The sequence below is a fragment of the Burkholderia sp. BCC1988 genome (assembly GCF_905339895.1).
GTDB lineage: Bacteria > Pseudomonadota > Gammaproteobacteria > Burkholderiales > Burkholderiaceae > Burkholderia.
The window spans coordinates 276,449-301,741 of sequence record NZ_CAJPHA010000004.1 but is presented as its reverse complement, the minus strand read 5'-3'; the positions used below and the strand labels follow the sequence as shown (position 1 = coordinate 301,741).

Here is a 25,293-nt window from a genome sequence, read left to right as displayed (position 1 = left end):
AAGGAGACAGCCGTGGCAGTGGAAACAACCTCAATCGATACGCTGGTCGTCGGGGCCGGCCAGGCCGGCGTGGCCATGAGCGAGCACCTGGGCAAGCTCGGCGTGCCGCATCTCGTGCTGGAGCGCGACCGCATCGCCGAGCGCTGGCGCACCGGGCGCTGGGATTCGCTGGTCGCGAACGGCCCCGCGTGGCACGACCGCTTTCCGGGCCTCGAATTCGACGGCCTCGATCCCGATGCGTTCGCGTCGAAGGACCAGGTCGCCGACTACTTCGAAGCCTATGCGCGCAAGTTCGACGCGCCGATCCGCACCGGCGTCGAAGTGAAGAACGTCGTGCGCAACACGGGCAAGCCGGGGTTCATCGTCGAAACCTCGGACGGCACGATCGAGGCGAACCGCGTGGTCGTCGCGACGGGTCCGTTCCAGCGCCCGATCATCCCGCCGATCGCGCCGGACGACGCCAGCCTCGTGCAGATCCACTCCGCCGACTATCGCAACCCGGCGCAATTGCCGGACGGCGCGGTGCTGGTGGTCGGCGCGGGTTCGTCGGGCGTGCAGATCGCCGACGAGCTGCAGCGCGCGGGCCGGCAGGTCTACCTGTCGGTCGGCCCGCATGACCGCCCGCCGCGCGCGTATCGCGGCCGCGATTTCTGCTGGTGGCTCGGCGTGCTCGGCGAATGGGACAAGGAAGTCGCGACGCCCGGACGCGAACACGTGACGATCGCGGTGAGCGGTGCGCGCGGCGGCCACACGGTCGATTTCCGCGCACTCGCGCACCAGGGCGTGACGCTCGTGGGGCTGACGAAGTCGTTCGACGGCGGCGTCGCGGTGTTCGAACGCGATCTCGCGGCCAATCTCGCCCGCGGCGACGAGAACTACCTGTCGCTGCTCGACGCGGCCGACGCATACGCGGCACGCAACGGCCTCGACCTGCCCGAGGAACCGGAAGCGCGCCGCATCCTGCCGGATCCGGATTGCGTCGCGGAGCCGATCCTCGCGCTCGACCTGGCCGGCGCCGGCGTCGCATCGATCGTCTGGGCGACGGGCTACGCGGTCGACTACGGCTGGCTGAACGTCGACGCGTTCGCCGCGAACGGCAAGCCGCAGCATCAGCGCGGCGTGTCGAAGGAGCCGGGCATCTATTTCCTCGGACTGCCGTGGCTGTCGCGACGCGGCTCCAGCTTCATCTGGGGCGTGTGGCACGACGCGAAACACATCGCCGACCACATCGTCACGCAGCGCAAGTACCTCGACTATCACGACGCGTCGCGACGCCGCGCCGAGACGCGCACCGCGCACGACGACACGGCGCACACGGCGCGGGTCGATGCCTGCCCGCTCGTCGACGCGATCGACTGATACGCGCTCACGCCACGGCCCGCGCGCGGCAAGAAGCCCGGACGCGGCGCCCTCGCTACAACCAGAACCCGCCGCGACAGCTTCCGCTGCGGCGGGCGCACACACCGTCAATCGAAGGACCTCGATGAGCCAGCCTACCCACACTCGTATCCGGATGTTCAACACGAAGGATACCTACCCGAACCAGACGCTCGACAACGACCTGTGCCAGGCCGTGCGCGCCGGCAATACCGTGTACGTGCGCGGCCAGGTCGGCACCGATTTCGACGGCAACCTGATCGGCCTCGGCGATCCGCGCGCGCAGGCCGCGCAGGCGATGAAGAACGTGAAGCAGCTGCTGGAGGAAGCCGGCAGCGACATCACGCACATCGTGAAGACGACGACCTACCTGATCGACCCGCGCTATCGCGAGCCGGTGTACCAGGAAGTCGGCAAATGGCTGAAGGGCGTCTATCCGATCTCGACGGGGCTCGTCGTGTCGGCGCTCGGCCAGCCGCAGTGGCTGATGGAGATCGACGTGATCGCCGTGATCCCGGACAACTGGCAGCCGAACCGCGCATAGGAGCCGACATGACTTTCTCCATCGTCGGGCGCTGCCCGGAAACGGGCCAGCTCGGGATCGCGATCAGCTCGTCGAGCATCGCGGTGGGCGCACGCTGCCCTTGGGTGCGCGCGGGCGTCGGCGCGGTCGCGACGCAGAACATCACGCTGCCGGCGCTGGGCCCGCAGATCCTCGATCTGATCGAGCATCGGCAACTCGCGCCGGCCGCCGCGCTCGACCACGCGCTCAGCGCGAACGGCTGGAGCCAGTACCGGCAGGTCACGGTGATCGACGGGCAGGGGCAGACCGCGTGCTTCACCGGCAAGGAAGCGCTCGGCACGCACCATGCGGTGCAGGGCGAGCAATGCGTGGCGGCCGGCAATCTGCTGGCCGCGCCGGCCGTGATCGATGCGATGGCGCGCGCGTTCGAGCAGGCGCCCGGGCTGCTGGCCGATCGCCTGCTGGCTGCGATGCACGCAGCGATCGCGGCGGGCGGCGAGGCCGGACCCGTGCATTCGGCCGCGCTGAAGGTGGCCGGCGACGTGACCTGGCCGATCGTCGACCTGCGCGTCGACTGGGCCGATGCCGATCCGATCGGGCAGCTCGATGCGCTGTGGCACGCGTATCGCCCGCAGATGCAGGATTACCAGACGCGCGCGCTGAACCCGACCGCCGCGCCGAGCTACGGGGTGCCGGGCGATGAGTGACACGTCGAGCCGCGCACTGCTCGAGCGGCTGATCGGCTTCGCGACGGTCAGCCGCGATTCGAACCTCGCGATGATCGAATTCATCCGCGATTATCTCGGCGGCTTCGGCGTCGAGAGCGAGCTGTTCTACAACGCGGAACGCACGAAGGCGAGCCTGTACGCGACGATCGGGCCGCGCGATCGCGGCGGCATCGCGCTGTCGGGCCATACCGACGTGGTGCCGGTCGACGGGCAGGCGTGGACGGTCGAGCCGTTCCGGCTGACCGAACGCGACGGCCGGCTGTACGGGCGCGGCACGGCCGACATGAAGGGCTTCATCGCGTCGGTGCTCGCGGCGGTGCCGGCGTTCGTCGCGCGGGCATCGAGCCTGCCGGTGCATCTCGCGTTTTCCTACGACGAGGAAGTCGGCTGTCTCGGCGTGCGGCCGATGCTCGACGCGCTGGCCGCGCGCGCGCACCGGCCGCGCCTGTGCCTGATCGGCGAGCCGACCGAACTGAAGCCGGTGCTCGGTCACAAGGGCAAGCTCGCGATGCGTTGCCACGTGAAGGGCGCGGCGTGCCACTCGGCGTACGCGCCGCTCGGCGTCAACGCGATCGACTACGCGGCGAAGCTGATCGGCCGGCTCGGCGAGATCGGCGCGGCGCTCGCGCGGCCCGAGCATCGCGACAACCGTTTCGATCCGCCGTTCTCGACCGTGCAGGCTGGACTGATCAAGGGCGGCCGCGCGCTGAACATCGTGCCGGCCGAATGCGAATTCGACTTCGAGGTGCGGGCGCTGCCGGCGTTCGATGCGCACGACGTACCGATGAAGCTGCAGGATTATGCGGAATCCGAACTGTTGCCGAAGATGCGCGCGGTGCAGCCCGATACCGACATTCGCCTGGAGCCGCTCGGCGCGTATCCGGGACTCGCGACGTCGCCGGACAGCGAAGCCGCGCGACTGCTCGCGATGCTGAGCGGCTCCGAAGCGTTCGGCACGGTCTCGTTCGGCACCGAGGGCGGACTGTTCGGGCAGGCCGGCATTCCGACCGTCGTGTGCGGGCCGGGCAGCATGGACCAGGGGCACAAGCCCGACGAGTTCGTCACGGTCGAGCAGCTGCACGGATGCGACGCGATGCTCGCCCGGCTTGCGGCGTATCTCGCTGAAGCGGGTTGATTCGATCGATCCGCACGACTCAGCCGACTCAGCGGATTCAGTCGACTGAGTCGGTCGGGTAGTCGGGCCGCAAACCGCAAACCGCAAACCGCACACTGCGCGCCCCCCGGCGCGTGCGGTTTTTCCCGTCGTTCTACCGCACCGATTCCGCGACGATCTGCGCAAGCCGCTCGCGGCAGAACTCGACGAACGACTGCGCCTGCTTCGTCAGCTGCCCGCGCTTGAGCCGTGCGCTCACGAGCCCCGACGGGCTGACCGTTTCGCTGAGACCGATCGTCACGACGCGCCGGCCGTCATACGTGTATTCGGAATGCGGTCGCGTGACGAGCAGCGAGAAGCCGAAGCCCTGGCCGACCATCCCGCGCACCATCTCGATCGACGGCGAAGCGAACACGATGTTCGGCGTGAGCCCCAGTTCGTGAAACAGGCTGACGAAGTATGTTCGGCTCGGCAGCACGTCGAGCAGGATCATCGGCTCGACGCAGAGGTCGCGCAGCGAGACGTGCGACTGGCCCGCGAACCGGTGGTTCTCCGGCAGCAGCACGTACGGCTGCTGCGCCGGCATCAGCGGCTCGGTTTCGATCGTGCCGTCGAGATCGTGATCGTAGAGGAACGCGAGATCGAAGGTGCCGGCCGTGAGGCCCTGAACGAGCTCCTGCTGGTCGCCGTCGCGCAGCCGGATGTTGACGCCCGGGTAGCGCTCGCGAAAGCCCGCGATCAGTTGCGGCAGGTAGAGCGGGGCGACGGTCTCGAAGCACCCGATGTCGATCTGGCCGGTGACCACGTCGTTGTCGGCGAGCGCATTCTGTTCGAATTCGTGCGCGATGCGCAGCAGTTCCTGCGCCTTCCGGTAGAAACGCGTGCCGCTCGGCGTCAGCGACACGCCTTGCGCGTGATGGCGGATGAACAGCTTCACGCCGAAACTCTCCTCGAGCCCCTTGATCGCGCTGGAGATCGACGGCTGCGCGATGAAGAGCTGGCGCGACGCCTCGGCGACGCTGCCGGATTCCACCGTCGTCACGAAATATTTCAGTTGCCGCAAAGTGTAGTGAGCCACGAGCACCTCTGTTACCGCTGTTACCCCTGATACCCCTGTTACTCGGCTCCGGCGCGCACGCGTCGCCGGCGCGCGCAACCGGGCCATCGTTTCGGGTAGCACCTTAACCGAAGAAAATCGGCGCCGCCGTTTCCGCTGCAGAGCTTTTTCGTATGTCCCGGAAATATTTTTAGTATTTTCCGGTCGCCGCATGCGTGGCGCACCATCGTCTCCAATCCGGATCGCGACAAAAGCGCGCACGCACCGGCGGGGCATGTCATCCGTCCCCGCGCGTAGTGGCGTAGTGGGTGCCGGCGCGCCGATCGGCGTCGCCCGCGTGTCCGGACCCGATTGCAGGCGCGCGCACGGTCGCGCGCCGGCTGAAACGGCACGCGCGCATCGCCGCGCAGCACAGGAGACTTCGCCATGACGACCGCGGACCGCAACGCGTCCCCCATGATAGAGAAACACACGATCGGCTACGTGCCGCCCGCAGAACGCCACGGCAAGGTGCGCGACCTGTTCACGCTCTGGTTCGGCGGCAACATCGCGCCGCTGCCGATCGTGACCGGCGCGCTCGGCGTGCAGCTCTTTCACCTGAACCTGATGTGGGCGATCGTCGCGATCGTCGTCGGCCAGGCGGTCGGCGGCGTGCTGATGGCGCTGCATTCGGCGCAGGGGCCGCAGATGGGCATCCCGCAGATGATCCAGAGCCGCGCGCAGTTCGGTTCGTGGGGCGCGCTGCTCGTCACGGTGATCGCGGCGGTGATGTACGTCGGCTTCTTCGCGTCGAACATCGTGCTGGCCGGCAAGTCGGTGCACGGCATCGCGTCGTCGGTGCCGGTGCCCGTCGGCATCGTGATCGGCGCGGTGGGGTCGGGGCTGATCGGGATCGTCGGCTACCGGTTCATCCACATCCTGAACCGGATCGGCACATGGGTGCTGGGCATCGGCATCGTGGTCGGCTTCTGGATGATCCTGTCGCACGTGAGCACCGCCGATTTCCTCACGCGCGGCGGCTTCGATTTCGCCGGGTGGCTGGCAACGGTGTCGCTGTCCGCGCTGTGGCAGATCGCGTTCGCACCGTACGTGTCGGACTATTCGCGCTACCTGCCGGACGACGCCGGCGTCGCGTCGACGTTCTGGGCGACCTATCTCGGCTGCACGATCGGCTCGACGCTCGCATTCATCTTCGGCGCGGTCGCGGTGCTCGCGGTGCCGGCCGGCGCGGACACGATGGACGCGGTCAAGCAGGCGACGGGCCCGCTCGGCCTGCTGATGCTGGTGCTGTTCCTGCTGAGCGTGATCAGCCACAACGCGCTGAACCTGTACGGCGCGGTGCTCGCCGTGATCACGTCGGTGCAGACCTTCGCATACAAGTGGATTCCGACCGCGAAGACGCGCGCGGTGGTGTCGGTGGTGATCTTCATCGCGTGCTGCTACGCGGCGATCGGCGCGTCGACCAACTTCGTCGGCAATCTCGTCGATCTCGTGCTCGCGCTGCTCGTCGTGCTGGTGCCGTGGACGGCGATCAACCTGATCGACTTCTACGTGATCCACAAGGGCAAGTACGACATCCAGTCGATCTTCATGGCGGACGGCGGCGTGTACGGCCGCTTCAATCCGCAGGCGCTGCTCGCGTATGCGATCGGGATCGTCGTGCAGATCCCGTTCATGAACACGCCGATGTATGCGGGCCCGATTCCCGCGCATCTCGGCGGCGCCGACCTGTCCTGGCTCGTCGGCCTCGCGCTGACGTCGCCGCTGTACTACTGGCTCGCGACGCGCGACAGCGCGTACCGTCGCCGGCAGACGGGCGCGGCTCTGCCGCCGTCGACGGCGCGGTAAGCCGCGTGCCGTTCGCCACGTGAAAACGAAGCGGCCGCCGCATCGGTTGCGATGCGGCGGCCGGGAACGGGAAGAAGGGTGACAGGCCGGTTCAGGTTCGCGGCATCATGCGGCGCACCGCACATCGCGAACCTGCCGGCCCTTGGATCAGACGACCGCGGAACGCGCGACCCGCACCGGCACCGACTTGTACGACGGCGTGCCGCTTTCCTTGTCGATGTAGTCGAGCGGCACGAGCACGTTCGCTTCCGGGTAATACGCGCCGACCGAGCCCGGCGCGATGTCGTACTCGATCGCGGTGATCTTCTCGAGGCGCAGCGTGCGGCCCGAGGCGGTGATCGTCTCGATGTCGACGAGGTCGCCGTGTTCGAGCCCGTACTTCGCGAGATCGGCCGCGTTCATGAACAGCACGTCGCGCCGCCCGAACACGCCGCGATAGCGGTCGTCGAGCCCGTAGATCGTCGTGTTGTACTGGTCGTGGCTGCGCAGCGTGATCAGCCGCAGCACCTGCTCGGCGCCGAGCACGTCCGCGTCTTCCTTCACGCCCGTGTAGACCGAGAACATCGCCTTGCCGGTCGGCGTGGGCCACACGCGCTCGGTGGGCGGCAGCGGCAGGCGGAAGCCGCCCGGCGTGCGGATCCGTTCGTTGAACGCCTCGAAGCCGGGCACCGTCTTGTCGATCAGGTCGCGGATGCGGTCGTAGTCGGCGATCAAGTCGAGCCACGCGACCTTGCTGTTCGGCAGCGTCGCATGCGCGATCCCCGCGACGATCGCGGGCTCCGAGCGCAACGCGTCGGACGCCGGCTTGAGCTTGCCGGCCGACGCGTGGACCATCGACATCGAATCCTCGACGGTGATCGATTGCCGGCCGCTCGCCTGCATGTCGAGCTCGGTGCGGCCGAGCACGGGCAGGATGTAGGTTTCCTTCGCAACCAGCAGATGCGAGCGGTTCAGCTTCGTGCCGAGATGCACGCTGAGATCGAGCTTCGCCATCGCGGGAAACGACTGCTCGGGATCGGGCAGCGCGACCGCGAAGTTGCCGCCGAGGCACAGCAGCGCCTTGGCCTGGCCGTCGACCATCGCCTGCATGGCCTGCACGGCGTCGTGCCCGTGATGCGCGGGCGGCTTGAAGCCGCACACGTCCTCGATCTTCTGCAGGAACTCGGCCGACGGCTTCTCGGTGATGCCGACCGTGCGGTTGCCCTGCACGTTGGAGTGGCCGCGCAGCGGGCATACGCCCGCGCCGGGCTTGCCGAAGTTGCCGCGCATCAGCAGCAGGTCGGCGATCAGGCGCACGGTCGCGGTGCCCTTGTTGTGCTGCGTGACGCCCATCCCGTACGTGACGATCGTCGCGTTCGATTTCGCATAGGCGAGCGCGACCTGCTCGAGCTGCGCCTGGCTCAGGCCGCTCGCGCGCTCGATGTCGTCCCACGACGTGGCCTGCAGGTCGGTGGAGAACGCGTCGAAGCCGCTGGTGTGCTGCGCGATGAAGTCGCGGTCGAGCACGTCGCCGCGCTCGGCCTCGAGCTGCAGCAGCGCCTTCATGATGCCCTTCAGCGCGGCCGCGTCGCCGCCCGCGTCGACCTGGTAGTACGTCGACGCGATGCGCGTCGAACCGAACGACGCCATCTCGATCATGTCCTGCGGATCGGCGAAGCGTTCGAGCGCGCGCTCGCGCAACGGGTTGAACACGATGATCGGCACGTTGCGGCGCGAGCACTCGTGCAGCGTGCCCATCATCCGCGGGTGGTTCGTGCCGGGGTTGTGGCCGATCGAGATGATCAGCTCGCAGTGGTCGAAATCCTCCAGCGACACCGTGCCCTTGCCGATCCCGATCGACTGCGGCAGGCCGACGCTGGTCGGCTCGTGGCACATGTTCGAGCAGTCGGGGAAGTTGTTGGTGCCGAGCTCGCGCGCGAACAGCTGATACAGGTACGCGGCTTCGTTCGACGCGCGCCCCGACGTATAGAACTCGACCTGCTCGGGCGGCAGCGCGCGCAGCACTTCGCCGATGCGCGCGAACGCGTCGTCCCATTCGACCGCGCGGAACGTGTCGGTCGCGCGATCGTAGACGAGCGGATGCGTGAGCCGGCCCATGTTCTCCAGCTCGTAGTCGGACATCCGCAGCAGCGACGACACGGTGTTCGCCGCGAAGAACTCGGGCGTCACGCGCTTGGTCGTGGCCTCCCACGTGACGGCCTTCGCGCCGTTCTCGCAGAACTGGAACGTCGACTTGTGTTCCTTGTCGGGCCACGCGCAGCCGGGACAGTCGAAACCGTCGGGCTGGTTGGTCCGCATCAGCACGATCGGCGCCTCGATGGTTTCCATCTGCGTGCGCACGGCCTCGGCTGTCGCGCGAAGCGCGCCCCAACCGCCGGCGGGCCCATCGTACTTCCTGATGCCTGGCACGTCGCGTCGATTTGTCATGTGAATCTCCATGAGCCGGGCCCGCTGCGGGGTGGCTCGGGTTGCGCCGCGTCGCGGCGTGGGGCGGCGCCGTCCGGCGGACGGCGCCGGTCATGCGGGCCCGGGCATCCGGGCCCGCGTGGTATCAGTGCGCGTCCTTCTTCGCACCGGACGACTTCTTGCCGGATGCCTTCGCGACGGGCGGCGGCGTATCGGCCTTTGCTTCGTCATCCTTTTCATCGGCCGATGCCTTCGCGGCCTTGCCGTTCGGCCTGGCCTTGCCGTCGGCGTCCTGCTTCGCGTCCTTCGCATCAGGCGGCGCGAGCTTGTTGAACGTCACCGTGTCGCCGGCCGTGTCGTAGTCGACTTCGACGCGGTCGCCCGACTGAAGCTTGTCCGCGAGGATCTCCTTCGCGAGCTTCGTTTCGATGATCTGCCGAACTTGCCGCTTCAGTTCGCGCGCGCCGAACTCCGGCTGGTAGCCGGCTTCGGTCAGGTGTTCGACGAGCGAGTCGCCCATCACGAGCGTGATGTCCTGCGCGGCGGCGGTGCGCACCACGCGGTCGAGCTGGATCTGCACGATCGAGCGGATGTTCTCCTTCGACAGCGCATGGAACACGATCACCTCGTCGATCCGGTTCAGGAACTCGGGGCGGAAATGGCCCTTCAGCACCTGCATCAGCTGCTCGCGGATCGCCTTGTCGGTCTTGCGCGCGGCTTCCGGCTGCGTGAGGTTGTCCATGATGATCGCGGCGCCGAGGTTGCTCGTCGCGATGATGATCGTGTTGCTGAAGTCGACCACGCGGCCCTTGCCGTCGGTCAGCCGGCCGTCGTCGAACACCTGCAGCAGCACGTTGTAGACGTCCGGATGGGCCTTCTCGATCTCGTCGAGCAGGATCACGCTGTACGGGCGGCGCCGCACGCGCTCGGTGAGCTGGCCGCCTTCGTCGTAGCCGACGTAGCCGGGCGGCGCGCCGATCAGCCGCGCGACCGCGTGCCGCTCCATGTACTCGGACATGTCGATGCGGATGATCGCCTGCTCGTCGCCGAACACGGTCTCGGCCAGCGCCTTCGCGAGCTCGGTCTTGCCGACGCCGGTCGGCCCGAGGAACAGGAACGTCGCGATCGGCCGGTGCGTCTGGCCGAGCCCGGCGCGCGACAGCCGCACCGCGTCGCTGACGGCGACCACCGCGTCGTTCTGGCCGACCACGCGCTCGCGCAGCTGCTCTTCCATCTTCAGCAGCTTCTGGCGCTCTTCCTGCGTGAGCTCGGACACCGGGATGCCGGTCAGCCGCGACACGACTTCGGCGACCGATTCGACGGTCACCTCGAGCGTCTCGGAACCGGTCTTGCGCTGCCACGCTTCCATCTTTTCGTCGAGCGACTTCTGCTTCTCATTGATCTGTTCTTCGAACTGCTTCGCTTCGTCGAAGCGCTTGCGCGACGTCGCGTAGTCCTGCTCGCGCTTCAACTGCGCGATCTGCGCTTCGCCTTCCTGGATGTCGACGGGGCGCGAGGTCGCGCCGATCCGCACGCGCGCGGCGGCCTGGTCGATCAGGTCGATCGCCTTGTCGGGCAGGAAGCGCGCGGTGATGTAGCGGTCGGCGAACTCGGCGGCCGCGACGAACGCGTCGTCGGCGAACGTCACCTGATGGTGCGCCTCGAGGCTGTCGCGCAGCCCGCGCAGGATCACGATCGTCTGCTCGACGCTCGGCTCCGGCACGAACACCGGCTGGAAGCGCCGCTCCAGCGCCGCGTCCTTCTCGATGTGCTTCTGGTATTCGTTCAGCGTGGTCGCGCCGATCAGGCTCAGCTCGCCGCGCGCGAGCGCCGGCTTCAGCACGTTCGCGATGTCGAGCCCGCCTTCGCCGCCGCCCTGGCCCGCGCCGACGATCGTATGCAGCTCGTCGATGAACAGGATCAGTTCGTCATGCTTGGCGGTCACTTCGTCGATCAGCTGCTTCGCGCGCTCCTCGAATTCGCCGCGATACTTCGCGCCGGCGACCATCGAGTTGATGTTGACTTCGACGAGCCGCTTGCCGCGCAGCACTTCGGGCACGTCGCCGTTCACGATCCGCTGCGCGAGGCCTTCGACGATCGCGGTCTTGCCGACACCCGGCTCGCCGATCAGCACCGGGTTGTTCTTCTTGCGGCGCGCGAGCACCTCGATCGTGCTTTCGATTTCCTGTGCGCGGCCGAGCACCGGGTCGAGCTTGCCCTGGCGCGCGATCGCGGTGAGGTCGCGGCCGAACTTGTCGAGATTCGGCGTGCCGGTCGGCGCGTCGACTCGGCCGTCTTCCGCACCCTTGCCGACGACCTTCACGACCTTCTGGCGCAGCGCCTCCGGCGTCACGCCGTATTTCTTCAGCAGCGTGCCGGCGATGCTGTCCGGCACCGACGCGAGACCGATCAGCAGGTGCTCGGGGCCGATGTACGAGTGACCGAGGTCGCGCGACGCCTGGAACGCGTACTGCACGGCCTTCTTCACGCGCGGCGAGATCGACAGCTTGTCGAGCGACGCATCGGGGGAGGCCGTGCCGGTGTGCGCGTGCTCGTCGATGTATGACTTGATGTCCTGCGGCGACAGCTTCAGTTCCTTCAGCAGCGCGGCGCACACGTCGGTGTCCGCGAGCGCGTACAGCAGGTGTTCGGTGTCGAGTTCGCTGCGGCGAAGCTCGTGCGCCTTCTCGGCCGCGCGCTGCAGCAGTTCGAGCGTCTGCTCGCTGAACGCGTCGGTCGGGTCGACCGACTCGCGCGGAATCTCCGCGGCGAGCGGCGACGTGTCGCCGGACTCGCCGAACAGCGACGACGCGCCGCCGCCCAGCAGCGAGTCGAACGGGTTCAGCATGCTCTGATGCCGCATCAGCTGACGGAAGTGGTAGTCGCAGATCGAGATCGTCTTGCGCTCGCCGTCCTGCATCACGGTGGCGCGCGCGACGGCCGGCCGGGCGTGACAGATGTCGCAAAGTGCGGGCATGGTGGTCTGGCTCCTGTCAATGAACGTGAATCGAAACGGAAGTCCCGATGCTCGAGGGCGCCGGGGCGTGCCTGCCGCACGACGCGACCGGCGGCGCGCGCGCCATGCCGGCGCCGTCGCGCCGCGCGCGCCGGCATGGCGACCGGCCGTGCTCGACGCCGGCAATACCGCTGCTTCGCGGCGCCTGCGCCATCACTTCGACTGCGTTCAAAATAGCGAATCGGCCCGGGGCCTCCAAGACACAGTTCCGCATCGGCCCGGCCGGGAATTGCACCCTCACAAGCGTGCGAGCATGAGATGCAAGGAGTACAGACGAGCGCGCGTGCGGGTGCGGCGCGCGGGCTGCGCAAACGTGGCGGCGTGCGACGCGCGCGAAGCGCGGTGCGACATCGGCGCGCAGGGCGCCGGCAGGGAGCAAACGGGAAGGGATGCGCGCGACGCAGTACGGCGCGCGCGCATCGGCGGCGCGAGCGCGCAGCGCGGCAGCGTGCGCGCACGGGTCAGGCCGGGCCGCGCGCGCACCGCAACCGGTGCGTGGCGCGCGGCCGCTGGCGAAGCGGGCGGGTTGCACGGTGCGGGCCGGACATGGCCCAACCGTGGCGAGGCGGCGGCGTCAGTCGGAGAGCGTCATCGCAAGTTTCTGCCGTGCGATCTGCTTCACGTCGGTTGACAGTGCCGCATTCTGCAGACCATTGGCCCAGACGGAGAACGAATCCTCGATCAGGTTGCGGGTGTCGGGCGGCAGTTCGGCCAGCATCAGCGCCACCACGGTGAACAATACGGCGGTGTCGCCGGCCTGGCGGCTCGCGTTCGCGTCGACGGCCTGCTTCAGGCTGTCGATCGACGCTTGCAGTGCCTGTAGTGCTTCATTCGATTCGCTCATTTCTCGCTCCATGCAGGATGGTTCGATCGGCGACGAACGTGCGGCCGGCCATGCGGCCGGTGGGCGCGATGCCGGTCGGGCATCGCGCGGGCGGAACGTCAGGTCGCCGGGTTGCCCTGCGGCGCCACGGCCACCGATGCCTCGCTCGTCAGCATCAGGAACGTGAACGTTTCGCGCAGGTAAAGGCGAACGACCTTGTCGGTATGGCTCGTGTAGCCGATCGACACGTCTTCGCCGAGGTGCAGTTCATAGTCGCCGCCGCGGGTGGACAGCACGCAGCCGCCGCTGATCGCCGGCGCCCAGATGATCTCGCCGCTGACGATGCGCTTGATGTGGCCGAGGACCGGATAGCCCTGGTCGCGCGCTTCGCTGAGCGCCGTGTAGGCGTCCGAGCCGAGCACGACCGAGTACGGGCCGTCGACGCCGGCGAGCCGCAGCGCTTCCAGCGCGTCGCTGATCGCGTCCGGATACGCGCTGACGTCGGCCGGCAGCGTGAGCTTGCGGTTCGACGTGCCTTCGCGGATGCCGACGATGTCCGCGGCCAGATAGCCGTCGAAGATCGCGCCGTCTTCCGCGAACGCGAGGCGTTGCGCCGCGTCCTTCGCCGGCTGCCAGTCGGCATCGCGCGCGCCGCGCTCGACGCTGTCGATCGCATCGCGGCTCAGCTCGAACGGCACCGTCAGCTCGACGATCGTGCGGACTTCGCGCAGTCGTGCGCCGACCAGCTCGCGCGGTGCCGCGACCTCGCGCAGGTGCCCGGTGCCGACGGCCGACAGCTCGGGGCCGGCCGGGCCCTCGACGTCGACCACGCGGCGCCCGGCCACCGAGCGCTTGAAGGTGCGTGCGACTTCTTCCTCGATCTGCTCCCAGGCGGACGAGGAAATCGGCGCGAGTTCGCGGTGCAGGTTATTCATAGGCTTTGGCTCCTTTCAGCGATCCGATGTTCAGCGAGCCGTCACGACGCGACTCGGGCGATGCGGGGGCCGGCTGCGCGGCGGTGGCGGTGGCTTCGGCGCCCGGTGCGGGGCGATCGGCGAGCGCCTCGAGCAGGTCGGCCGACGGCACGAAGAACAGCGAGCCGGTGACCGCGCGGCTGTAGTCGAGCAGCCGGTCGTAGTTGCCGGGCGGGCGACCGACGAACATGTTCTCGAGCATCTGCTCGATCGGCGCCGGCGAGCGCGCGTAGCCGATGAAGTAGGTGCCGAATTCGCCGGAGCCGGGGCGCCCGAACGGCATGTTGTCGCGCAGGATCTTCACTTCCTGGCCGTTCTCGTCGAGCGTGGTCAGCGAGCTGTGCGAGCACGACGGCTTCACGTCCGGCGCGAGCTCGATGTCGGACAATTTGGTGCGCCCGATGATGCGCTCCTGCGTCTCGACCGCGAGCGCATTCCAGCCGGCCATGTCGTGCAGGTACTTCTGCACGATCACGTAGCTGCCGCCCGCGAATTCGGCATCTTCGTCGCCGATCACCGTGAAGTCGACCGCGTCGCGGCCCTCCGGGTTCTCGGTGCCGTCGACGAAGCCGATCATCGCGCGCTGGTCGAAGTTGCGGAAGCCGTGCACCTCGTCGACGACCGTGACCGCGTCGCCGAGCGCGCTGAGCAATTGGGTCGCGAGTTCGAAGCACAGGTCCATCGCGTCGGCGCGGATGTGCAGCAGGATGTCGCCGGGCGTCGCGATCGCGACGCGCTGGCCGGCGCCGAATTCGCGGAACGGATGCAGCGACGCGGGGCGCGGATCGCCGAACAGCGCATCCCAGGCGTCGGCGCCGAAGCCGCATACGCAGGACAGGTTGCCGTCCGGCACGCGTTTGCCGACCGAGCGCACGAGCGCGGCGATGTCGCCGCACCACGCGCGGATCGTGTCGGCGCGCTCGGCGCCGGGGTTGACGGTGGCAACGAGGAAGATCGCGCTGCGCGTGACCGGGCTGTGAACGGCCTGGGAAAGCGGGGGACGGGTTTGCATCGCGGCCTGCCGGTCAGTCATGTCGGGACGGACGGGCCGCGGATGCCGCGGCGCGCGAAGACGAACGGTTGGACTGTGTCATGCGACTGTTCTCTTTGTGACATGCGGATGAAGGACGTTGCGCGGGCATCGCGCAACGGGCCGCAGCGGCGGCGGCCTGCCGCCCGGGCGCGCAAGGGGGAGGCAGGCTCGGTGGCCGCGCGTTCGCCCGGCGCGCGACCTCGCCGCACCGCGTAACGTCGTCGAGCATGCAATCTAGCAGCTTCGGCGGGTCTTTGGAACACGTATCGCCAATCTGTCATTCGAATGGGTTGATCGGGGTCCGATTCTGCGTCGCGGGCGGGCAGCTGTACTCCTGAAACCTGCGGCGCTGTGCTCTTGAGCGGGCGTGGCGCGTGCAGTAGATTAGGTTCGCTCCGCCCGCCGACGAGGACCATCATGATGAACCTGCTGGAAGCGATGCGTATTTATGTCGCGGTGGTCGAGCATGGCGGGGTGTCCGCCGCGGCGTCCGAACTGAAGCTCGGACGCGCGCAAGTCAGCGAGCGGCTGGACCGCCTCGAACGGTATCTCGGCTGCCGGCTGTTGCTGGCGCGTGCGGGCGGCGACGTGGCGTGTACCGATGCCGGCGTCGCGTTCCACCAGTGCTGCCGGCGCACGCTGTCCGCGGTCGCGCAGGCCACCAACGCGGCCGGTGCGTGCGCAACCTTTCCCGATGCGCGCGTCGCGGCCTTTCCGCCGCCCGAAACCATCCGCCGTGTCGACCCAGCGTCGATCGCGGCACAACCCTCATTGCACCGGTCATCGCCTTGAATACGTCCACTGTTTCCGCCGATACGGCCGCCGAGCGCATCCGCCGCCGCTTCGGACACTTCCTCCACGCGGCCGAGCTGGCCGGGCTGATCGTGATCGGCCTCGCGACCGCGTTCGCGATGACGCAGGAAGCGTGGAAGGTCGTGCTCGCGGGCGAGGTGTCGCTGACCGACCTGCTGCTGATGTTCCTCTATCTCGAAGTGCTCGCGATGAACGTGCGTTACCTGCGGCTCGGCCGGCTGCCGGTGCGCTTTCCGCTGTTCATTGCGATGACGTCGCTCGCGCGCGACCTGATCCTGCGCGGCGCCACCGACAGCCCCGAGCGGATGCTGATGACCACGTTCGGAATCGTGCTGCTCGCGGTAGGCGTGCTGATCCTCAGCTTCGGCCAGCATCGCTTTCCGGCGGAGGTCGACGACGTCGAGGACGACGTGCATGCGCGTCGGTGATGCGTGTGTGTGCGGGCCCGATCGATGGGGGCGTCGGTTCGGCAGCTCATTTCGTTATACCGAGATTGATTCGGTGCGGCGCCGACTCGCGGCTGCCGCGTTTCCATCTGTTCACCACACGTGTGCGATTTGAGGTTTGATCGCCAAACTGTCACTTACATTCGCCGAAATGACGCAGTAGGATGCCGATCCTTCTCATGATGGATTTCGCATTGCTATCCGCCTTCAATTTCGGTAATGGACGTGGCTCGCACCGGAACGCCCGCGGCCGGACACGGCTATCCGGCTTCGTGCAGCGGCACGGCACGCGCACCTGTGCGTCGCAGGCTGGTTCACCGCTGGCGGGGCGAGGCGGATGAAGCTCTACGAGAAATTCGCGAACGACATAGAGAGACTCATCCGGCAACGCGTGTATCGACATGGCGATCGTGTGCCGTCGGTGCGGCAGGCAAGCCAGCAGCACCGGATCAGCATCACGACCGTGCTGCACGCGTACCTGCTGCTCGAAAGCCGCGGGCTGCTGGAAAGCCGTCCGCAGTCGGGGTACTTTGTCAACCTGCGCAACGACGACGGGCACGCGCCGGTGCGCGAGCTGCGGCCGTCGAAGCCGATCGCGATCTCGTCGTCGGTCGACGTGAGCCGGCTCGTGCTGTCCACGCTGCGCGCGATCGGCACCGACGACGCGGTGCCGCTCGGCTCGCCGTACCCGGACCCGAGCCTGTTTCCGTTCGAGAAGCTGAACCGCTATGCGTATGCGGCCGGCCGCGACAAGTCGCTGTGGGGCGTGACCGACGGGCTGCCGCCGGGCCATCCGCGCCTGATCCGGCAGATCGCACGACGCTACCTGGAAAACGGGATGTCGGTCGACCCGAACGAGATCATCGTGACGGTCGGCGCGACGGAGGCGATCAACCTGTGCCTGCAGGCGGTCGCGAAACCGGGCGACACGATCGCGGTGGAGTCGCCGACGTTCTACGCGATGCTGCACGCGATCGAACGGATGGGGATGAAGGCGATCGAGGTGGCGACGCATCCGGAATACGGAATCGACATTGCGGCGCTGGCGGCGATCGCGAAGTCTCAGCCGATCGCCGCGTGCATGGTGATGCCGAACTTCCAGAATCCGCTCGGCTTCCAGATGCCCGACGAGCGCAAGCGCGAACTGGTTGAGTTCGCAACTAAAATCGACATGCCGATCATCGAGAACGGCGTGTACAACGAACTGTATTTCGGCAATGCGCACCCGAGTGCGCTGAAGGCGTTCGACCGCAACGGGATCGTGCTGCACTGCGCGTCGTTCTCGAAAAGCCTGACGGCCGCGTACCGGATCGGCTGGGCGTTGCCGGGCCGTTATCGCGAACAGGTCGAGAAGCTGAAGTTCCTGAACACGCTGGCGACGCCGTCGCTGCCGCAGCTGGCGATCGCCGAGTTCCTCGAACGCGACGGTTACGAGCATCACCTGCGGCGGATTCGCAAGGCGTATGCGCAGCAGGCGAACCTGATGCGCGCGATGGTGTCGCGGTTCTTTCCGGAAGGCACGCGCATCTCGAGCCCGGCGGGCGGCTACGTGCTGTGGGTCGAGTTGCCGGCGCAGGTCGATGCGATGCGGCTGTACCAGCTCGCGCTGGAGCAGGGGATCACGATCGGGCCCGGCTACATGTTCTCGATCGCGGACACCTACCGCAATTTCATCCGGCTCAACTACAGCAGCCCGTGGTCGCCGGACATCGAACGCGCGATCGTCACGGTCGGCAAGCTCGCGTTATGACCTGAATCGCGTCGCGCACGTGATGCGGCGGATAGCCGTCGACCGGGTCGGGATAGAGCACGCACAGAACGGTCGCCATCGGGTCGCTCCTCGTGACGGGATGAAGGCGCGGCGGTACGCGGATTGCTCGGCTCGCCGGCCCCCCGCGCACGCGCATCCGGCGTGTTGCGCCGCAGCGTCGATGACGTTCCACGCCGGTCGCGGATCGCGTACAAGCCACAGTCCGTGTTTGCGTGCGCTGCGGGGTCGTCTGTACCTGTTCTTTTCGGGAAGGACGCCGATAATGGGATCGTTACCCCACACTCCGGGAGCCACGCCATGTCCGGAAGCGACGCCTCGTCTTCACGTCCCGATCTCGCGCAGGGGATCGCGCTCGACGACCTCGCCGACGGCGCGATGATCGAGGGCCAGGTCGGCGACGCCACGGTGCTGCTGGTGCGCCGCGCCGACGAACTGTTTGCCGTGGGCGCGCAATGCCCGCACTACGGCGCGCCGCTCGCCGACGGGCTGCTGGTCGGCGATACGATCCGCTGTCCGTGGCATCACGCGGCGTTCTGCCTGCGCACCGGCGCACTGCTACGCGCGCCGGCGCTCGACGGCCTGACGTGCTGGCGCGTCGAGCGGCGCGACGGCCGCGCGGTCGTGCTCGATGCGCGGCCAGCCGCATCGCCGCCCGCGCTGAATGCGGCGGGGCTGCCCGCGTCGGTGGTGATCGTCGGCGGCGGTGCGGCCGCGATCGCGGCGGCCGTGACGCTGCGCCAGGAAGGCTATCCGCATGCGATCACGCTGCTGAGCGCGGACAGCGAGCCGCCGTACGACCGGCCGAACCTGTCGAAGGACTATCTGGCCGGCACGGCCGAAGCCGACTGGCTGCCGCTGCGCGGTGCGTCGTTCTATACCGAGCAGCGCATCGACGTGCGCTGCGGCACGCGCGTCACGCGGATCGATCCCGCGCAGCATGCGGCCGAGCTCGCGGACGGCAGCCGCGTCGGCTACGGCGCGCTGCTGCTGGCCACCGGCGCCGAGCCGAACCGGTTGACCGTGCCGGGTGCGGATCTGCCGCACGTGTGCGTGCTGCGTTCGCGCGCCGATTGCGATGCGCTGATCGGCAAGTTGAAGACGGCGCGGCGCTGCGTCGTGGTCGGCGCGAGCTTCATCGGCCTCGAAGCGGCCGCCGCGCTGCGCACGCGCGGGCTCGACGTGCAGGTGGTCGCGCCCGACGCGCATCCGATGGCGCGCGTGCTCGGCGAAGCGCTCGGCGACACGATCCGCGCGCTGCACGAAGCGCACGGCGTGGGGTTCCATCTCGGCGCGACGCCCACGCAGATCGCGCCGGAGCGCGTGACGCTGTCGAACGGCGACGCGCTGCCGGCCGATGTGGTGGTGGTCGGCATCGGCGTGCATCCGGACCTCGCGCTCGCGCAGGATGCGGGGCTGGCCGTCGATCGCGGCGTGACGGTCGACCGTTTCCTGCGGACGAGCGCACCGGACATCTACGCGGCCGGCGACATCGCGCGCTGGCCCGATCCGTTGACGGGCGAACGCATACGCGTCGAGCACTGGGTCGTTGCTGAGCGGCAGGGCATCGCCGCGGCGCGCAACATGCTCGGCCAGCAGCGGCCGTTCGACGCGGTGCCGTTCTTCTGGAGCCAGCACTACGACCTGACGGTCCGTTATGTCGGACATGCGGAGCAATGGGACCGCGTCGAGATCGACGGCGACCTGCGCGCGCATGACGCTTCGGTCGCGTTCTGGCGCGGCAACGCACGGCTGGCGGTCGCGACGATCGGCCGCGATCTCGACTGCCTGCGCGCGGAAGCGGCGCTCGAGCAGCAGGGGACGACGCGCGCGTGAACGGGCTGCCGACTGTGCGCTGACCGGTACGCGCTCTGAAAAAAAGAGTTGCGTACACAACTGTCATCGCATCGTCGCGGCTTGCGCAGAGACCGCCGAGCCGGACAGACTCCCGTGACTTTCGACTGCGGTTTCTCGACCGAGGTGATCGCGGCGCTGTTCGTGATCGTGAACCCGAGCGCGAACAATCCGGCATTTCCGGTGCCGACATGGAGGTGCAGTCGACACGATGCGCCGCACGGCCGCGCTGCCGGCCGCGATCGGCATGTCGATCGACGACGACGCACCGGCCGGCTGACCACGCACCGCACCGACCCCTGCGCGCACGGGCGCGCGCCTTGCTCGAACAGTGCGACGGTACTTGCACCGTTACCGCTTTCGACAAGGAGGGCCTGACATGAAAGCAGTCGTATTTCACGGCATCGGCGACATTCGCATCGATACGGTACCCGACCCGCAAGTCGTCGACGTGACCGATGCGGTCGTGCGCCTGACGGCCAGCGCGATCTGCGGCACCGACCTGCACATGGTGCGCGGCACGCTCGGCGGGATGAAGCCGGGCACGATCCTCGGGCATGAGGGTGTCGGCATCGTCGAGACGGTCGGGCGCGACGTGCGCAACCTGAAGCGCGGCGATCGCGTGCTGATTCCGTCGACGATCGCGTGCGGCAGCTGCGTGTACTGCCGCGCGGGCTACACCGCGCAATGCGACGTCGCGAACCCGGGCGGGCCGCGCGCGGGCACCGCGTTCTACGGCGGCCCGGCCGACACGGGGCCGTTCGACGGGCTGCAGGCCGAGTACGCGCGCACGCCGCTCGCGAACGCGAGCCTGATCCGGTTGCCGGACGCGATCGACGACGACCGGGCGATCCTGATGTCCGATATTTTTCCGACCGGCTACTTCGGCGCGCAGCTCGCGGAAGTGAAGCCGGGCGACACGGTGGCCGTGTTCGGCGCCGGGCCGGTCGGCCAGTTCGCGATCGCGAGCGCGAAGCTGATGGGCGCCGGGCGCGTGATCGCGATCGACCGCATCGCGTCGCGGCTCGAGATGGCCTGCGCGCAAGGCGCCGAGACCATCGACTTCTCCGAGGAAGACCCCGTCGACACGGTGCTGCGGCTCACCGGCGGGATCGGGGTGGATCGTGCGATCGATGCGGTGGGCGTCGACGCGATGCGCGCGACGCATGGGCCGGCCGCCGCCGACCACGACGCGGCGCGTGCGTTCGATGCGGAAGTCGACGCCGTCGCGCCGCGCCGCAAGCCCGACGGCCGCTACTGGACGCCCGGCGACGGGCCGTCGCAGGTACTGCAATGGGCGGTGCGCGCGGTCGCGAAGGCGGGCACGGTCGCGGTGATCGGCGTGTATCCGCCGCAGGCGCGCGTGTTTCCGGTCGGCGAGGCGATGAACCGGAACCTCACGATCAAGATGGGCAACTGCAATCACCGGACCGTCACGCCGCACCTGATCGAGCTCGTGCGCAGCGGTGCGTTCGACCCGGCGTCCGTGCTGACGCGCTGCGAGCCGCTGACGAACGCGATCGACGCGTATCGCGCGTTCGACGTGCGCGAGCCGGGCTGGCTGAAAGTGAAGCTGACGCCATGACGCTGCGAACCGCAACGAGGAGTGCTGCCATGAATGGGTTCCATGATCTCTACGACAACTGCATGGCCGCGTGTGACGCGTGCGCGCATGCATGCGACGCGTGTACGGCGGGGTGCCTGGCGGACCCCGACACGCACGCGCTGGCCGCTTGCATCGCGCTCGACATCGAGTGCGCGCAGCTGTGCCGCCTTGCCTCGGCCGCGATGGCGCGCGACAGCGTGCTCGCGCCGCAGGTGTGCGCCCTGTGCGCGCGTGCGTGCGAGGTGTGCGCGGCCGAATGCCTGCTGCATGCGCACGACCATTGCCGGCGCTGCGCGCTGGCATGCGATGCGTGCGCGGCGATGTGCCGCGCGATGGCATGAGCGGCTACGGCGCGCCGTGGACCTTGCGCGCGACGCGCTCCAGCAGCGCGTCGAGCACCGCCATCTCGACGGGCTTCACGAGGTGATCGTCGAAGCCCTCGCTCGCGGTGCGCGCGAGATCGGCCGGGCTCGCATGGCCGGACAACGCGACGCAGGTCGTGCCGGCCAGCGCATCGATCGCGCGCAGTTCGCGCAGCAGCGTGAAGCCGTCGACATCGGGCATCGACAGGTCGACGAGCATCAGGTGCGGAACGATGTCGCGCGCGAGCGCCAGCGCGTCGTCCGCGTGGTACGCGACGCGCGGCGCGTGGCCCTTGATCCGCAGCAGCACGGCGAGCGTGTCGGCGGAGTCGCGGTTGTCGTCGACGATGACGATGCGCAGCGGCGCGCCGGCCGGCGGCTCGGTCGTGCGCGGCGCCGGCGCCGGCGCGTCGCCGGGCGTCGGGCGCATCGCGCGCTCGAGCGGCAGCCGTACCGTGAACGTCGCGCCATGGCCGGGGCCGGCGCTTTCCGCGGCGATCCTTCCGCCATGCAGCTCGACGAATGACCGGCAGATCGCGAGGCCGAGCCCGAAGCCGTCCGACGCGCGCCGGCCCGGCACGCTTTCCTGTTCGAACAGGTCGAAGATCGATTCGAGCGAACCCGGCGCGATGCCGACGCCGTGATCGGTGATGCGAATCGCGACGACCGACCCTTCGGCGCTCGCGCTGACGTCGATGCGCGCGCCCTGCGGCGAGAATTTCGACGCGTTGTCGAGCAGGTTGTGCAGCACCTGCACGAGTCGCGCGGCGTCGCCGCGCACCACCAGCGGATCGGCCGGCAGGTCGACGCGAATGTTCTGCTCGCGTGCGGCCAGCTTCGGCTGGATGCTTTCCACGCCGCGGCAGACCACGTCGCGCACGGTCACCGGCGCGTGGTCGAGTTGGACCTTGCCGGCGGTGATGCGCCCGACGTCGAGCAGGTCGTCGACCAGCCGCGTCAGCTGTCCGACCTGGCGATGCACGGCGTCGCGGCATTGCGCGAGCGCGGGCGCCGGATCGGGCAGGCTCTGCAGCACGCCGACCGAATTGCGCAGCGGCGCGAGATGGTTGCGCAGCTCGTGCGCGAGCATCGCGATGAACACGCTGAGCCGGTGCGTCGACACCTCGAGTTCGGCGAGCCGCTTGCGCTCGGTCATGTCGCGCGTGATCTTGATGAAGCCGGCCAGCTGGCCCGCATGGTCGTGCACGGCCGTGATCGTCACGCTGGCCCAGAACAGCGAACCGTCCTTGCGCACGCGCCAGCCTTCGTCCTCGAAGCGGCCGCGCGCGACGGCTTCGCGGAGCCCGAATGCGGGCCGCCCGGCGGCGATCGCATCGGGCGGATAGAAACGCGAGAAATGGTGGCCGACGATGTCGGCCGTGCGATAGCCCTTGATGCGCTCCGCGCCCGCGTTCCACGTCGCGACGTTACCGTGCGCGTCGAGCATGAACACCGCATAGTCGGTGATCGCCCCGACGACGGTCTCGAAACGGAACTCGGCGAAGCGGTGCAGCAGGTCGCGTGCATCGGCGGGCCCGAGCGGCGGGTGGAGATCGGAAATGGCGTCGTCTTTCTTCATCGGAACGGCAAGTCGGATGCGGGCGGAGGAACGCCGCCCCGCCGCGGCCGGACGCGCCGGCTGCGGCCATTCAAATCGGATTGACACCCCGAAAGCATAAGGGAGGTCGAATCGCCTGATCAATGGGGGCGCATGGCCTGTGCCGCGTCGCGCCCGCAGTGCGAAATCCTGCCGGTGGCGGCCCGGCGACGGTGGCGCGGCATGCCGATTGCGTCGCCCTCCGGTCCGCACGCCGCGGCCGGCCCGGCGCGAAAGCCGGCCTCCGGCGGCGGCGCGCCGCTTCACGGCTACCCGAGGGCATCGACATGAACAGCACCCTGAACCCCGACAACGAACCGGCCGGCCCGGACGACGACAACGTACGGCGCGGCCGCGACGGCCGCGCGCTGGGTCCGAGCGATTCGTCCGACAGCGGCAGCGACACGGCCGGCGCGCGGCGCCATCCGTTCGACGTCGATTCGCCGCTCGACGAGCACGCGCTGGAGCGCGGCGACGCGGCCCTCGACAGCGATACGGATCGCGCGGGCACCGGCGAGCGCGCGTCGGCGGATGGCGACGCGGGGCTCGAGGAAGGCGCCGATATCGAGCCGGATCGCACGGAACGGCTGAGCGAGCCCGGCGGCGCCGAGGATTCGGATGCGCCGGACGAACCGGGTGCGGGCGGCGCATAGGGTCGCCGCACGGCGACCATTCGCGCAAAAACTGCAATTGCGTTGCAGATAGGGGCGTCCGGCCAGGGCGCGCCGGGCAAATGGTGCCCGGCCAGGTGCGCCCGGCCAGAGGCGCCCGGCCAGGTGCGCCCTGCCAGGGATACCCGCCGAAGCGCGACGATCCGCATTGCCCCCGTCAGCGCGCTGCGCGGCGATCGCGACGTGGACCGCGATCGTCGGCGCGGGCGTGCCGCCCTGGGCTTCGCCGCGCCCCCGCGGTGTGCTGGCCAACGGGCGGCACGCGACTTGCATCGACCTGACCGACGTGCGCCGCGACGCGACATGGGTCCGGTCCGCACGCGGCACAGGCGCGATCAGCACAGGCGCGATCAAGGAGGGACACGATGCAACGACGATCTCCCGGACGGCAAGCCGAACGGAGCGGCCCGCCCGACTGGCAGGAGCGCGGCGAACGCGCGTACCGGGACACCGGCGAGCGCGATTTTCGCGGGGACGAATCCCGGCGCCACGATGCCGACTACGAATCCGCGTACCGGCGCTTCGCGAGCGAGGACGTCGGCCCGGAAGACTGGGGCAGCGAATGGAGCGAGCGCTCGGCCCGCTCGTCGGCCGAACAGCGCGGCGCAGACGCCGGCGCCGACTGGCGTGGTGCGCCGGGCGGGCCGGGCGGCCCCGGCGGTTCGCGTGATCCGGCGTGGGAGTCCGGGCGCGGCTACGGCAACCGCGGCCGCACAGCGGAAGGCGGCCAGGGACGTGAAGGGGCCCATGCCGACCAGCCGCGGTTCCGCGGGCAGCACCGGACGGGCTGGCATGGCGGCGAGGGCGACTACGACGCCTACAACGGGCGCGACCAGCGCCGCGGCGATGCGTCCGGCCTGTCGCGCTTCGGCGACGCCGCGCAACGCGAGGCCATGCGGCATCGGCGCGGCCCGAAAGGCTATACGCGTTCGGACGAGCGGATTCGCGAGGACGTCTGCGAGCGGCTCGCGCATGCGCTCGACATCGACGTGAGCGATGTCTCCGTGCAGGTGCGCGACGGCCGCGTCGAACTCGACGGCACCGTGCCGCAGCGCTGGATGAAGCACGACATCGAGGACATCGCCGACGGCTGCATGGGCGTGCGCGACGTCGAGAACCGCGTGCGCGTGCGCCGCGACGGCGAACAACCCGATACGGGCATGGTGCTGCATCCGTCCCAACGCACGGTCACGCCGACACAGCCTGCGGCGCGCGATCCCGAACCGGGTAGCGGCGCCGGTCGCGAGCGCGATCCGCGCCGTTGACGGCCGATGCGC

Annotated in this window: 20 protein-coding genes; 13 read left to right on the top strand and 7 right to left on the bottom strand. The window is 69.0% G+C overall.

Annotated features, from left to right (window positions below; all coding sequences use genetic code 11):
• Window positions 1–12 precede the first annotated feature (12 nt).
• From U4012_RS08020 to argE, 4 genes are all read left to right on the top strand, one after another.
• Window positions 13–1,359, top strand: coding sequence for an NAD(P)/FAD-dependent oxidoreductase (locus U4012_RS08020; RefSeq protein WP_321797529.1), 1,347 nt, complete (start codon window positions 13–15; stop codon window positions 1,357–1,359).
• 124 nt (window positions 1,360–1,483) lie between these two features.
• Entirely contained in the window at window positions 1,484–1,921 is a 438-nt protein-coding gene (locus tag U4012_RS08015) for a RidA family protein (protein WP_124891813.1), read from the top strand.
• A gap of 8 nt (window positions 1,922–1,929) precedes the next feature.
• Window positions 1,930–2,607, top strand: coding sequence for a DUF1028 domain-containing protein (locus U4012_RS08010; protein WP_044848150.1), 678 nt, complete (start codon window positions 1,930–1,932; stop codon window positions 2,605–2,607).
• Window positions 2,600–3,763 (top strand): acetylornithine deacetylase, encoded by a 1,164-nt coding sequence (gene argE, locus U4012_RS08005; RefSeq protein ID WP_321797524.1) that lies wholly within the window; start codon window positions 2,600–2,602, stop codon window positions 3,761–3,763. The genes U4012_RS08010 and argE overlap by 8 nt, the downstream gene beginning before the upstream one ends.
• Before the next feature lie 133 nt (window positions 3,764–3,896).
• Here argE and U4012_RS08000 read toward each other — a convergent pair whose 3' ends face one another.
• Window positions 3,897–4,820: a LysR family transcriptional regulator gene (locus tag U4012_RS08000; RefSeq protein WP_321797522.1), complete on the bottom strand. Its 924-nt coding sequence runs from the start codon at window positions 4,818–4,820 to the stop codon at window positions 3,897–3,899.
• 405 nt (window positions 4,821–5,225) lie between these two features.
• Here U4012_RS08000 and U4012_RS07995 point away from each other — a divergent pair, with 405 nt between their 5' ends.
• A complete protein-coding gene (locus U4012_RS07995) occupies window positions 5,226–6,647 on the top strand; it encodes a cytosine permease (RefSeq protein WP_321797520.1) in 1,422 nt (473 codons plus the stop codon).
• A gap of 147 nt (window positions 6,648–6,794) precedes the next feature.
• Here U4012_RS07995 and U4012_RS07990 read toward each other — a convergent pair whose 3' ends face one another.
• From U4012_RS07990 to U4012_RS07970, 5 genes are all read right to left on the bottom strand, one after another.
• Entirely contained in the window at window positions 6,795–9,074 is a 2,280-nt protein-coding gene (locus U4012_RS07990) for an FdhF/YdeP family oxidoreductase (protein ID WP_321797518.1), read from the bottom strand.
• A gap of 124 nt (window positions 9,075–9,198) precedes the next feature.
• A complete protein-coding gene (locus U4012_RS07985) occupies window positions 9,199–12,030 on the bottom strand; it encodes an ATP-dependent Clp protease ATP-binding subunit (protein ID WP_321797516.1) in 2,832 nt (943 codons plus the stop codon).
• Window positions 12,031–12,643: 613 nt separating this feature from the next.
• Entirely contained in the window at window positions 12,644–12,913 is a 270-nt protein-coding gene (locus tag U4012_RS07980; protein ID WP_124521663.1) for a hypothetical protein, read from the bottom strand.
• Between the two features lie 98 nt (window positions 12,914–13,011).
• Window positions 13,012–13,827 carry a family 1 encapsulin nanocompartment shell protein gene (locus tag U4012_RS07975; RefSeq protein ID WP_044848156.1) on the bottom strand — a complete coding sequence of 272 codons (816 nt, stop codon included), beginning with the start codon at window positions 13,825–13,827 and terminating at the stop codon, window positions 13,012–13,014.
• On the bottom strand, window positions 13,820–14,899 hold the full coding sequence (locus tag U4012_RS07970; protein ID WP_321797512.1) for a Dyp-type peroxidase: 1,080 nt from the start codon (window positions 14,897–14,899) through the stop codon (window positions 13,820–13,822). Before U4012_RS07970 ends, U4012_RS07975 begins: the two co-directional genes overlap by 8 nt.
• Before the next feature lie 417 nt (window positions 14,900–15,316).
• Between U4012_RS07970 and U4012_RS07965 the strand changes: the two genes are divergently transcribed.
• The 6 genes from U4012_RS07965 (at window position 15,317) to U4012_RS07940 (ending at window position 21,727) form a co-directional block, all read left to right on the top strand.
• Complete coding sequence (locus tag U4012_RS07965) at window positions 15,317–15,691, top strand: LysR family transcriptional regulator (RefSeq protein WP_415750363.1); 375 nt, start codon at window positions 15,317–15,319, stop codon at window positions 15,689–15,691.
• Window positions 15,688–16,140, top strand: coding sequence for a phosphate-starvation-inducible protein PsiE (locus U4012_RS07960; protein WP_044848158.1), 453 nt, complete (start codon window positions 15,688–15,690; stop codon window positions 16,138–16,140). Before U4012_RS07965 ends, U4012_RS07960 begins: the two co-directional genes overlap by 4 nt.
• Before the next feature lie 355 nt (window positions 16,141–16,495).
• Window positions 16,496–17,908 carry a PLP-dependent aminotransferase family protein gene (locus U4012_RS07955; protein WP_321797510.1) on the top strand — a complete coding sequence of 471 codons (1,413 nt, stop codon included), beginning with the start codon at window positions 16,496–16,498 and terminating at the stop codon, window positions 17,906–17,908.
• Between the two features lie 318 nt (window positions 17,909–18,226).
• Window positions 18,227–19,762 carry an FAD-dependent oxidoreductase gene (locus U4012_RS07950; protein ID WP_321797508.1) on the top strand — a complete coding sequence of 512 codons (1,536 nt, stop codon included), beginning with the start codon at window positions 18,227–18,229 and terminating at the stop codon, window positions 19,760–19,762.
• A 397-nt stretch (window positions 19,763–20,159) separates the two neighbouring features.
• Complete coding sequence (locus U4012_RS07945) at window positions 20,160–21,365, top strand: zinc-dependent alcohol dehydrogenase (RefSeq protein ID WP_044848161.1); 1,206 nt, start codon at window positions 20,160–20,162, stop codon at window positions 21,363–21,365.
• A 29-nt stretch (window positions 21,366–21,394) separates the two neighbouring features.
• Window positions 21,395–21,727 (top strand): ferredoxin, encoded by a 333-nt coding sequence (locus U4012_RS07940; protein WP_044848162.1) that lies wholly within the window; start codon window positions 21,395–21,397, stop codon window positions 21,725–21,727.
• A 4-nt stretch (window positions 21,728–21,731) separates the two neighbouring features.
• On the opposite strand, the gene U4012_RS07935 is transcribed toward U4012_RS07940, so the two are convergent.
• Window positions 21,732–23,327, bottom strand: coding sequence for an ATP-binding protein (locus tag U4012_RS07935; RefSeq protein WP_321797505.1), 1,596 nt, complete (start codon window positions 23,325–23,327; stop codon window positions 21,732–21,734).
• 305 nt (window positions 23,328–23,632) lie between these two features.
• Here U4012_RS07935 and U4012_RS07930 point away from each other — a divergent pair, with 305 nt between their 5' ends.
• Together U4012_RS07930 and U4012_RS07925 are read left to right on the top strand one after the other, a co-directional pair.
• Complete coding sequence (locus U4012_RS07930; protein WP_321797503.1) at window positions 23,633–23,998, top strand: chemotaxis protein; 366 nt, start codon at window positions 23,633–23,635, stop codon at window positions 23,996–23,998.
• A gap of 383 nt (window positions 23,999–24,381) precedes the next feature.
• Complete coding sequence (locus U4012_RS07925) at window positions 24,382–25,281, top strand: BON domain-containing protein (protein ID WP_321797500.1); 900 nt, start codon at window positions 24,382–24,384, stop codon at window positions 25,279–25,281.
• Window positions 25,282–25,293 lie beyond the last annotated feature (12 nt).